This is a genomic window from Rhizobium sp. LjRoot258, assembly GCF_964254185.1.
Lineage (GTDB): Bacteria > Pseudomonadota > Alphaproteobacteria > Rhizobiales > Rhizobiaceae > Rhizobium.
In genome coordinates, this window is the sequence record NZ_CAXUST020000002.1 from 991,835 (window position 1) to 1,004,382 (window position 12,548).

Sequence of the window (12,548 nt, forward strand, 5' to 3'; positions counted from 1 at the left end):
GTTTATGAGTTAAAATCGACGATTTATCCTAGATTTAAGGGTTAAAAGGCGTGTTTGCGGCAAATTATGTTCGTAAAGCGGTTTGGGTATTATCGCAGATCAGGCAGCCAATTATGAGGTTTGTCGGCGGCCCGCTGCCGGCGGCGCTGTGCGGTGGCCGGGCCTAATTTCAATTTTCAGCCGAGCGTCGTGCGCGTGGGGAGGTGAACCGGTCCAACGCACGGTAAGGTGGCATAAGCAAGCGGTGATTTCATGACGGACATTATTACTCCCACAAAGAACGTCAACCTGACGGGGGATCAGAAAATTGATGGCGTTATCAGCGGCTATGCCTGGGACGGCACGATAACCTATGCGTTTCCCACGAGCCCGACGTCATACTCCGATAGCGGCGAGAAAGATTACGATTTTTCTTCGATTTCTTCGCAACAGCGCTCTTTTGCCTTGTTCCTTATGGAGCAATCCTACGGAAACACGGCAAATGACGGCTTCTCAGTGGAGGGATTTACGAACGCCAATTTCGTGGCGGGCGGCGCGGACACCGCAACGGTGCGGTTTGCCGAGTCGTGGCTTCCTGATACGGCATGGGCCTATGAACCAGGTACTGGAAGCAGCAGCGGCGATATCTGGTTCGGGACGGCATATGCTTGGACGGCCGATGATTATCGCTATCCGGAGTTCGGCAACTATGCAGGCCATACATTGGCGCATGAACTGGGTCACGCCCTCGGTCTGAAACATGGTCATGAGGCGGACACAAACAATTCGGTGATCGTGCCCGACGCCTACGATTCCGTCGAATATACGATCATGACCTACCGCACATATGTCGGAGACAGTGCGACTGGCTACAAATACGAGCAGAATGGTGCGCCACAGACCTTCATGATGCTCGACATCGCCGCCCTACAGGAAATGTATGGTGCAGATTACACGACCAACAGTGGCAATACCGTCTACAAGTGGAAGCCGAACGAGGGCATCACCTACGTCAATGGGGTCGCGGCCATCACGCCCGATGCCAACAGGATCTTCGCAACAATCTGGGACGGCGGCGGCGTCGACACCTATGATCTGAGCGCCTATACCACTGGTCTTAAAATCGACCTGCGACCAGGGAGCTACTCGGTCTTTTCCCAACTCCAACTGGCCGATCTGGGAGGCGGCCCGAACAATGGCTATGCTCGCGGTAACATTTTCAATGCGCTTCTTTATCACGACAACCTTGCATCGCTGATCGAGAATGTTCAGGCAGGCTCCGGCAGCGATACGATTATCGGCAACGAGGTGAACAACACCCTGTGGGGCAATGCCGGAAATGATTCGCTTACCGGCGGTGCCGGCGATGACACATTGAACGGCGGTGCCGGATCGGACCGGATGTCGGGCGGGGTGGGCGACGACACCTATGTCGTCGATGTTGCGAACGACGTCGTGATCGAGAACGCGGACGAGGGGACGGACACGGTCAGGACGACACTTTGGAGTTATACACTCGGCACCAACGTCGAGATCCTGACCTATACGGGCACCAGCAACTTTTTCGGCACCGGCAATGCCGCGGCCAATGTGATCACTGGCGGGGCAGCGTCCGATTCCCTGAATGGCGGCGCCGGCGCCGACACGCTGATCGGTGGAGCGGGTAGCGATACCTACACCGTCGATACTCTCGGCGACGTCGTGGTCGAGGCGTCCGCCGGCGGCAACGATGACATCAAGACCGCTCTTGCAAGCTATTCCCTGGCGGCCATCGACAACGTCGAGAACCTGGCCTTCATCGGCAGCGGCAGTTTCACCGGTGCAGGCAATAGCCTCGACAACATGATCACTGGCGGGACTGGCAACGACACGCTCTCCGGTGATGCCGGCAACGATTGGCTGAGTGGTGGCGCCGGAGCAGACACACTCTTTGGTGACGCCGGCGACGATTGGCTGGATGGTTGGACCGGAGCGGACTCGCTTTCCGGCGGCACCGGCAACGACATTTATGTCGTTGACAGTGCCGGGGATACAGTCGCCGAAAATGCCGACGAGGGTACCGATACGGTGTACGTGCAGTCGTACTACCTCGCGAGCTTCACACTGGGTGCCGACGTCGAGAACCTCACCAACACCGGCACGACGGCTTTCGCCGGTACCGGCAATGCGCTGAACAACATCATGACCGGCGGGGCAGGGGTTGACACGCTGAGGGGCGGGGCAGGTGACGACACCTATGTCATCAGCACCGGTGACATCGTCGTCGAAAATGCCGACGAGGGAATCGACACCGTCAAGACGGGCCTGGCCGCCTACACACTGGGTGCCAATGTCGAAAATCTTACTTACTCCGGCACAGCAGCCTTTGCAGGCACCGGCAATGCGCTCGACAACGTCATCAAGGGCGGCCTTGCTGCCGACAGGCTCATGGGGGCTGCGGGCAACGACACATTGATCGGGGGCGCTAGTTCCGACACGATGTCGGGCGGGGTGGGCGACGACATCTACGTGGTCGATGTTGCGACGGACATTGTGATCGAGAACACGAACGAGGGGACGGACACGGTCCGGACGTCGCTTGCGACCTACTCGATCGCGGCGCTGGCCAACGTCGAGAACCTCACCTACACCGGATCAGCCACCTTCATCGGCACCGGCAATGTGCTTGCCAACGCGATCACCGGCGGTGCCGGCAACGACACGCTGAACGGTGGGGCTGGCGCCGACACCTTGATCGGCGTGACGGGCAACGACACCTACATCGTCGACAATGCTTCCGACGTCGTCACCGAAAATGCCGGCGAAGGCACCGACACGGTGCAGACGGCGCTGGCAAGCTATGCACTGGCCGCCAATGTCGAGAACCTGACCTACACCGGCACGGCGGCTTTTGCCGGCACCGGCAACGACCTCAACAACACGATCACCGGCGGCGCGGCCATCGACACCTTGTCGGGCGGTGGTGGCGACGATACGCTCGACGGCAAGGCTGGCGCCGATACGCTGATCGGTGGGACGGGCAACGACACCTATATCGTCGACAACGCTTCCGACGTCGTCGCCGAAAACGCCGACGAGGGGATCGATACGGTCAGGACCGCGCTCGCCAGCTACTCGCTGGCCGCGCTCGTTGACGTCGAGAACCTGACCTACACGGGAACGGTAGCGTTTACGGGAACCGGAAATGGGCTTGCCAACACGATCAGGGGCGCGGCAGGCGCCGACACGCTGGACGGAAAGGCCGGAGCCGACATACTGATTGGCGGTGCCGGCAACGACACTTACCTTGTTGATGACCTGGCCGACGTCGTTACCGAAGCCGCCAATCAAGGCACCGATCTGGTCAAGACGGCGCTGTCTTCCTATGCGCTGACCGATATTGCCAACGTCGAGAACCTGACCTACACCGGCACCGGCAACTTTATCGGGACCGGCAATGCCCTGGTCAACATCATCACCGGCGGTGCCGGCAACGACACGCTGGACGGGGGTGCCGGCGCCGACACGCTGATCGGCGGTGCAGGTAATGACATCTACATCGTTGACAACGCCGCCGACGTCATCACTGAAGCTGCAAGTGCGGGCACCGACGAGATCGAAACGTCGCTTGCCACCTACGCGATCGCGGCGCTGGCCAACATTGAGAACCTGACCTACACCGGCACCGGCAACTTTATCGGCACCGGCAATGCGCTTGCCAACACGATCACCGGCGGTGCCGGCAACGACACGCTGAACGGCGGGGCTGGCGCCGACACCTTGATCGGCGGGGCGGGCAACGACACCTACATCGTCGACGGTGCCGGCGACGTCGTCACCGAAAACGCCGATGAGGGGATCGATACGGTCAGGACCGCGCTCGCCAGCTACTCGCTGGCCGCGCTCGTTGACGTCGAGAACCTGACCTACACGGGAACGGTAGCGTTTACGGGAACCGGAAATGGGCTTGCCAACACGATCAGGGGCGCGGCAGGCGCCGACACGCTGGACGGAAAGGCCGGAGCCGACATACTGATTGGCGGTGCCGGCAACGACACTTACCTTGTTGATGACCTGGCCGACGTCGTTACCGAAGCCGCCAATCAAGGCACCGATCTGGTCAAGACGGCGCTGTCTTCCTATGCGCTGACCGATATTGCCAACGTCGAGAACCTGACCTACACCGGCACCGGCAACTTTATCGGGACCGGCAATGCCCTGGTCAACATCATCACCGGCGGTGCCGGCAACGACACGCTGGACGGGGGTGCCGGCGCCGACACGCTGATCGGCGGTGCGGGTAATGACATCTACATCGTTGACAACGCCGCCGACGTCATCACTGAAGCTGCAAGTGCGGGCACCGACGAGATCGAAACGTCGCTTGCCACCTACGCGATCGCGGCGCTGGCCAACATTGAGAACCTGACCTACACCGGCACCGGCAACTTTATCGGCACCGGCAATGCGCTTGCCAACGCGATCACCGGCGGTGCCGGCAACGACACGCTGAACGGTGGGGCTGGCGCCGACACCTTGATCGGCGTGACGGGCAACGACACCTACATCGTCGACAATGCTTCCGACGTCGTCACCGAAAATGCCGGCGAAGGCACCGACACGGTGCAGACGGCGCTGGCAAGCTATGCACTGGCCGCCAATGTCGAGAACCTGACCTACACCGGCACGGCGGCTTTTGCCGGCACCGGCAACGACCTCAACAACACGATCACCGGCGGCGCGGCCATCGACACCTTGTCGGGCGGTGGTGGCGACGATACGCTCGACGGCAAGGCTGGCGCCGATACGCTGATCGGTGGGACGGGCAACGACACCTATATCGTCGACAACGCTTCCGACGTCGTCGCCGAAAACGCCGACGAGGGGATCGATACGGTCAGGACCGCGCTCGCCAGCTACTCGCTGGCCGCGCTCGTTGACGTCGAGAACCTGACCTACACGGGAACGGTAGCGTTTACGGGAACCGGAAATGGGCTTGCCAACACGATCAGGGGCGCGGCAGGCGCCGACACGCTGGACGGAAAGGCCGGAGCCGACATACTGATTGGCGGTGCCGGCAACGACACTTACCTTGTTGATGACCTGGCCGACGTCGTTACCGAAGCCGCCAATCAAGGCACCGATCTGGTCAAGACGGCGCTGTCTTCCTATGCGCTGACCGATATTGCCAACGTCGAGAACCTGACCTACACCGGCACCGGCAACTTTATCGGGACCGGCAATGCCCTGGTCAACATCATCACCGGCGGTGCCGGCAACGACACGCTGGACGGGGGTGCCGGCGCCGACACGCTGATCGGCGGTGCAGGTAATGACATCTACATCGTTGACAACGCCGCCGACGTCATCACTGAAGCTGCAAGTGCGGGCACCGACGAGATCGAAACGTCGCTTGCCACCTACGCGATCGCGGCGCTGGCCAACATTGAGAACCTGACCTACACCGGCACCGGCAACTTTATCGGCACCGGCAATGCGCTTGCCAACACGATCACCGGCGGTGCCGGCAACGACACGCTGAACGGCGGGGCTGGCGCCGACACCTTGATCGGCGGGGCGGGCAACGACACCTACATCGTCGACGGTGCCGGCGACGTCGTCACCGAAAACGCCGATGAGGGGATCGATACGGTCAGGACCGCGCTCGCCAGCTACTCGCTGGCCGCGCTCGTTGACGTCGAGAACCTGACCTACACGGGAACGGTAGCGTTTACGGGAACCGGAAATGGGCTGAACAATATCCTCACAGGAGCGGCGGGCGCCGATAATTTGAACGGTGGCGCGGGCGATGACACGCTAATTGGCGGTGCGGGATCGGACAGGATGTCGGGTGGAGTGGGCGACGACACCTATGTCGTCGATGTTGCGACCGACGTCGCAATCGAGGACATGGACGAGGGGACGGATACCGTCCGGACGGTGCTTGCGAGCTATACACTCGGCACGAACGTTGAGAACCTGACCTATACGGGCATGACGGCCTTCATCGGCACCGGCAATGCCGCAGCCAATGTTATCACTGGCGGTACAGGGGTCGATACGCTTGATGGCCAGGCAGGCGCCGATACGCTGATCGGCGGCGCCGGTAACGATACCTATATTGTCGATGCAATGGACGACGTCGTGGTCGAGGCGTCCGGGGGCGGAACCGATGGCATCAAGACCGATCTTGGGAGCTATTCGCTGGTGGCGATCGACAACGTCGAAGACCTGACCTTCACCGGCAGCGGCAGTTTCACCGGCGCAGGCAACAGCCTCGACAACACAATCACTGGCGGGGCTGGCAACGACACGCTCTCTGGTGACGCCGGCGACGACAGGCTGAATGGTGGCGCCGGAGCGGACGTGCTTTCCGGGGGCACCGGCAATGATCTCTACATTGTGGACAATGCAGGCGACACGGTCGCCGAAAGCGCCGACGAGGGGATCGACATGGTTCAGACGAACCTTGCAAGCTATACGCTCGGCGCCGACGTCGAGAACCTCACCTCCACCGGCACGGCCGCCTTTGCCGGCAACGGCAATGCGCTGAACAACATCATGACCGGTGGGACGGGGATCGACACGCTGAGGGGCGGCGCGGGTGACGACACCTATGTCATCAGCACCGGCGATATCGTCGTCGAGAATGCCGGTGAGGGCATCGATACCGTTAAGACGAACCTGGCGGCCTACACGCTGGCTGCCAATGTCGAGAACCTGACGTCAACGGGCGCGGCAGCCTTCACCGGCACCGGCAATGGGCTCGACAACGTCATCAAGGGCGGTGTTGCTGCCGACAGGCTCGCGGGGGCTGCAGGCAACGACACGCTGGACGGCGGCGCCGGCGTCGACACATTGATCGGCGGCAATGGCAACGACATCTACATCGTCGACAACACTGGCGACCTAATCACGGAGGCGGCAAGCGCAGGCACTGACGAGGTCAGGACGGCCCTTGCCACCTATTCGATCGCGGCGCTGGCCAACGTCGAGAACCTGACCTATACCGGCACCGGCAACTTTGCCGGCAACGGCAACGCGCTCGCGAACGCGATCACCGGCGGTGTCGGCAACGACATCCTGAACGGCGGGGCTGGCGCCGACACGCTGATAGGCGGGATGGGCAACGACACCTATGTTGTTGACAACGCCGCCGACGTTATCACCGAAAATGCCTATGAAGGTACCGACACCGTGCAGTCGGCGCTGGCAAGCTATACGCTTGCTGCCAACGTCGAGAACTTGACCTACACAGGCACGGTGGCTTTTACCGGCACGGGCAACGACCTCAACAACACGATCAGAGGTGCAGCAGGTGCCGATATGCTCGACGGAAAGGCCGGCGCAGACATACTGATTGGCGGTGCCGGAAACGACACTTACTTTGTTGATGATCTGGCCGCCGTCGTCATTGAAGCCGCCAATCAAGGCACCGATTCGGTCAGGACGGCGCTGGCAAGATATACGCTTGCTGCCAATGTCGAGAACTTGGCTTACATAGGTACCGCAGAATTTGCCGGAACAGGAAACAGCCTTGCCAACTTTATGATCGGAGGTGCCGGCAACGACACCCTGGACGGTGGCGCCGGCAATGACATGCTCATCGGCGCCACCGGCAACGACGTCTACATTGTTGATAGCGTAGGCGATTTTGTCATCGAGGCGGCAAGCGCAGGCACTGACGAGATCAAGACGTCGCTTGCGACCTACTCGATCGCCGACCTGGCCAACATTGAGAACCTGTCCTATACCGGCACCGGCAACTTTGCCGGCACTGGCAACGCCGGGGCGAACGTGATCACCGGCGGTGTCGGCAACGACAAGCTGAACGGGGGAGTTGGTGACGATACGCTGGACGGAAAGGCAGGAGCAGACATTCTGATTGGTGGTGCCGACAATGACACTTACATCGTTGATGATTTGGCCGATGCCGTCACCGAAGCCACCAATCAAGGCACCGATCTGATCAAGACGGCGCTTTCTGCCTATGCGCTGACCGACATTGCCAACGTCGAGAACCTGACCTTCACCGGGACCGGCGATTTCACCGGGACCGGCAATAACCTCGTCAACACGATCACCGGCGGTGCCGGCAACGACACGCTGGACGGTGGCGCCGGCGCCGACACGCTGGTCGGTGGCGTCGGCAACGACATCTACATCGTCGACAACACTGGCGACGTCGTCACCGAGGCGGCAAACGAAGGCACCGACACGGTGATGACCGGGCTCGCGCGCCTGACGCTTGCTGCCAATGTCGAGAACCTCGTCTACACTGGCACCGCTGACTTCACTGGCATCGGCAACGCGCTCTCCAATACGATCACCGCCGGCAACGGCAACGATGTGCTAAACGGTGACTGGGGGGGCGACACCCTGATCGGCGGTCTGGGGGACGATTATTACGTCGTTAACGACGCCGGCGTTGCCGTCATCGAAAACGCCAACGCGGGCATCGACCGAGTGCAGACGTCTCTCACCAATTACACATTGGCAGAAAACGTCGAAAACCTGTGGTCGGTCGGCGACGGCTTCGCAGCCTTTACCGGGACAGGCAATGCGCTCGATAATTTGATCAAGGGCAGTTCAGTCGGTTCAAACACTCTGACGGGTGGCGCGGGCGATGACATACTCGAGGGTGGATTCGCGGCAGACTTCTTCGTCTATTCGCCAAATTGGGGTCACGACACGATCAGGGACTTCGTGGCAACTGGTTCGGCGCATGACACGATTAGGATCGATCTTACCGTTTTTGCCGATTGGGCAGCACTTCTTGCTGCATCAATCGACTCTGGCAGTGACACGATCATCACAGCCGATGCGAACAACACTATCACGCTGAAGAACGTGGCCGTGTCGAGCCTGCAGTCGGCGGATTTCCTATTTGCATGATCTTCGCCCGACGCATCTCTTTCTGGACCGGATATGTTTTTTCCGATGGGATCCACGGTCATCGACGGTTTGCCCTGACCAAGCTCTATTTCTTGCGACGGTGGGCGCTTTCTTGCCAAATGAGATATAAGACGCCGCCGACGTAGCCTACCTGCATCAGGACGAGGCAAATGAGGCCGTAGTAAAGTGCCGTGGTGACACTGTCGTAGTGAAGGTAGCAGAACAGGCAGAACGCTGCCACGACCAACAGCATTCTGACATAGACGCCGGGAGCACGCATCATGGCCGTGAAGCGAGCCAGCTTGGTCGTATCGCTTTTAAAACCTTGTTCTATTCCTCTATTCAGGCTCTTTGGGATGTGAGGCGCAGAGCTTGGCATCGCGAAGTCCTTCATGGTGCAGAGCATCATTTTTGCTGTTTGAAGAACGGTGGCCGTTCCTAGCAAAGCGGTGGTCGTCGTTTGCCACCAGATCGCTTTCCGTCAGAACAATAAAGCAGAGCAATCCGACGGCGAATATCGACGTTGTATACTTGTCGAATGACGTGTTTATAAATGTAAATGCGAAATCAATAAGATGTCAACGCAGAAAAATTCTGATCATTGTTGCTTTGTGGTGATTGAATATTGATCGCGACAAGGAATGATTTATCCAATTTTGGCTTGCTCTCGATTTTTTTGCGTCTATAAATTGTGGCAACGCAATTTATACCTTTCCAAATTCGCGCAACGCGCATAGTGTGCGTCGCAACATAGCAACGTCGTCAATATCCGGTGAGAGAGGATGAGCGTTGAGCCGATAGGACTATTCACGCTGGCGTTAGGCCTTTTCGGCCTCGCACTCGGATACGCGTCGACCGCCATGATTTTCGTGGTATTGACCGTATTCGGATCGGCCGCGGCGGTCATCGCCGGCTCGGCAAGTATTCCACCTGCGCACCTGTTTCTGCTGTTTCTTGCTGTGGCAACTCTTACCAATCGCGGACGCTCCGAGATCGCGGTGAAAATGCTCGGCTTCGGCAAAGCGGGTTTTTGGCTGGCGTGCCTTGTCGTTTACGGAGCAGTGACTGCCTATTTCTTGCCAAGACTGCTTGCGGGACAAAGCTGGATCATTCCGCTTGGCATATCTGAATACCCGTCGACGCGCGGCGCCGTTCCGCTCGGGCCCGTATCCAGCAATTTCACGCAGACGATCTATCTGATCGCGGACCTTTTATGTTTCTTGTTAATTGCCACGGTCGGGTCAACCCGAGCGGGCTTCAATGCACTCGTCAATGGGCTTGTCGCCTATGCCGCCTTCAACGTGCTGTTCGCTTTGCTCGACTTGGCAACGAGTGCGACGGGGACGCAGGAACTGCTCCAATTCATGCGCAATGCGCAGTACACATTCCATGAAAATGACAGCGTCAACGGCATGAAGCGCATCGTTGGCTCGTTCCCGGAGGCATCGGCTTTCGCGGGGACGACTCTGGGTGCACTTGGCTTTACCGGGACATTGTGGCTTTGTGCGAGAAAGAACACCTGGACAGGCCCGCTTGCCTTCGCGTCACTTGCTCTGATCGTTATGTCGACGTCCTCCACCGGGCTTGTCGCAACACCGGTCTGCTTGGTGATCCTCTATTGGACAGCACTCTTCCGATGCGGTGTCGCGCGCGGAAGCCGTCACGCCACCGCCTTCGTGCTGGTTGCTCCAGCGATCGTGGTCGTGATCACGCTCTTCGTGATCCTTCATAGGGACCTCTACCAGGACATTCGCGACTACGTCGACGTGCTGGTGCTGAATAAGGCGACGTCGAATTCGGCGGCAGAGCGAGGATCTTGGAACACCTACGGATTGCAGAATTTTTGGGATTCTTCGGGACTTGGCGTCGGACTGGGCACGGCGCGAACCTCGAGCTTCCCAATAGCCGTATTGTCCAATGTTGGCGTGCCGGGCGCGTTCTTTTTCCTGTTGTTCACGCTATCGGCCCTGGTACGGTTGCCTGGCCCCGCGCGAACGTTTGAGTCCGACGTGCGGCTGGCCTCGCGCAACGGGTGCCTGTGTCTTCTCGTTGGAGCATGCGTGGCCGGCCCCACGGTTGATCTTGGCTTGCATTTTTTCATTCTCGCCGGCCTAGCAAGTTGCAATCCCGCGCAGGCTCGTTTGCCCGCACCCCTCCTGTCTCTTCGAGGCGGATCCGGTAAGCCGGCTGACCTCGAAAACGCTTTTGGGCCGCGGCCACCGACAGCCAGTCCACGGTCAGGCAGCTCAAGCGACCACGTTTCGGCCGCCACACCCGATCGAATAAGACACTGACATGCCTGGCGCCCGAAAGGTCGCGGATGAAAATTTCGGATAGGTCGCGCTCCGGGAGCCTTCGGCGTGTCTCTATTTCTTCTCGGCCTGCTTTCCGATGGCGAAATAGGCAAAGCCGTGCTTGGTCACCTCGGCGACGGGATAGATGTTGCGCAGGTCGACGATCCTCGGGGTTTTCACCAGCGACTTCATCCGCTTGAGATCGAGCGCCCGGAATTCGTCCCATTCGGTGACGATGACGATCGCGTCCGCGCCCTCGGCAGTCTCGTAGGGGTCGTTGCCACAGGTGATCGGGTCGATGACCTCTTTTGCCATCTCCATGCCTTCCGGATCGTAGGCGTGGACGTTGGCGCCGCCGTCCAGCAGGGCCTGGATGATAGTGATCGATGGCGCATCACGCATGTCGTCGGTGTTCGGCTTGAAGGTCAGGCCGAGGATTGCAATCTTCTTGCCGCGAACATTGCCGTCGCAGGCGGCGATGACCTTGCGGCCCATGGCGCGCTTGCGGTTGTCGTTGATGGCGACCGTCGTCTCGATGAGGCGAACCGGGCTGTCATAATCCTGCGCGGTCTTGACCAGCGCCAGCGTATCCTTGGGAAAGCACGAACCGCCGTAGCCGGGGCCCGCATGCAGGAACTTGTCGCCGATGCGCTTGTCCATGCCGATGCCCTTGGCCACCTTCTGCACGTCGGCGCCGATCTGTTCGCAAAGGTCGGCGATCTCGTTGATGAAGGTGATCTTCATCGCCAGGAAGGCGTTGGCCGCGTACTTGATCAGCTCGGAGGTGCGGCGTTCGCAGAAATAGAGCGGTGCTTCATTGAGGTAGAGCGGGCGATAGACCTCACGCATGACGTCCACGGCGCGCGGCTCGTCGGTGCCAAGAACGATGCGATCCGGGCGCTTGAAGTCGGTAATTGCGGCGCCTTCTCGCAGGAATTCCGGGTTGGAAACGACCGAAATATCCTTCTCGGGGAATTCCTCGCGGAAGATGCGCTCGATCTCATCGCCGGTGCCGACGGGAACCGTTGACTTGGTGACGACGACCGTGAAGCCGGAGACCGCAGCGGCGATCTCGCGGGCGGCCGCATAGACGTAACTCAGGTCGGCATGGCCATCGCCGCGCCGCGACGGCGTGCCGACGGCGATGAAGACGACCTCAGCCGCCGCAACGGATGCCGCCAGCTCCTTCGAAAAATCCAAGCGACCGGCGGTGCGGTTATGGTCGATGATGTTATCAAGACCGGGTTCGAAAATCGGAACTTTGCCGGCTTCGAGGGCGTCGATCTTCGCGGCGGACTTGTCGACACAGGTGACATGGTGGCCGAAATCGGCGAGGCAGGCACCGGAGACAAGGCCGACATAGCCCGAGCCAATCATCACAATACGCATGGATTCATTCCC

General features: G+C 59.8%; 4 protein-coding genes. 2 read left to right on the forward strand and 2 right to left on the reverse strand.

Annotated features, from left to right (window positions below; genetic code table 11):
• Positions 1 to 252: 252 nt before the first annotated feature.
• Positions 253 to 8,853 carry a M10 family metallopeptidase C-terminal domain-containing protein gene (locus ACSQ9D_RS25535; protein ID WP_436284652.1) on the forward strand — a complete coding sequence of 2,867 codons (8,601 nt, stop codon included), beginning with the start codon at positions 253 to 255 and terminating at the stop codon, positions 8,851 to 8,853.
• A gap of 85 nt (positions 8,854 to 8,938) precedes the next feature.
• On the opposite strand, the gene ACSQ9D_RS25540 is transcribed toward ACSQ9D_RS25535, so the two are convergent.
• A complete protein-coding gene (locus tag ACSQ9D_RS25540; protein ID WP_436284653.1) occupies positions 8,939 to 9,247 on the reverse strand; it encodes a hypothetical protein in 309 nt (102 codons plus the stop codon).
• 388 nt (positions 9,248 to 9,635) lie between these two features.
• On the opposite strand from ACSQ9D_RS25540, the gene ACSQ9D_RS25545 reads away from it, so the two are divergent.
• Positions 9,636 to 11,147 (forward strand): hypothetical protein, encoded by a 1,512-nt coding sequence (locus tag ACSQ9D_RS25545; protein WP_436284654.1) that lies wholly within the window; start codon positions 9,636 to 9,638, stop codon positions 11,145 to 11,147.
• Between the two features lie 72 nt (positions 11,148 to 11,219).
• On the opposite strand, the gene ACSQ9D_RS25550 is transcribed toward ACSQ9D_RS25545, so the two are convergent.
• On the reverse strand, positions 11,220 to 12,536 hold the full coding sequence (locus ACSQ9D_RS25550) for a UDP-glucose dehydrogenase family protein (RefSeq protein WP_436284655.1): 1,317 nt from the start codon (positions 12,534 to 12,536) through the stop codon (positions 11,220 to 11,222).
• Positions 12,537 to 12,548: the final 12 nt, after the last annotated feature.

Coding starts and splice junctions, on each gene's coding strand:
- ACSQ9D_RS25545 (WP_436284654.1), top strand. CDS start 9,636: ATGAGCGTTGAGCCGATAGGACTATTCACGCTGGCGTTAGGCCTTTTC.
- ACSQ9D_RS25550 (WP_436284655.1), bottom strand. CDS start 12,536: ATGCGTATTGTGATGATTGGCTCGGGCTATGTCGGCCTTGTCTCCGGT.
- ACSQ9D_RS25535 (WP_436284652.1), top strand. CDS start 253: ATGACGGACATTATTACTCCCACAAAGAACGTCAACCTGACGGGGGAT.
- ACSQ9D_RS25540 (WP_436284653.1), bottom strand. CDS start 9,247: ATGAAGGACTTCGCGATGCCAAGCTCTGCGCCTCACATCCCAAAGAGC.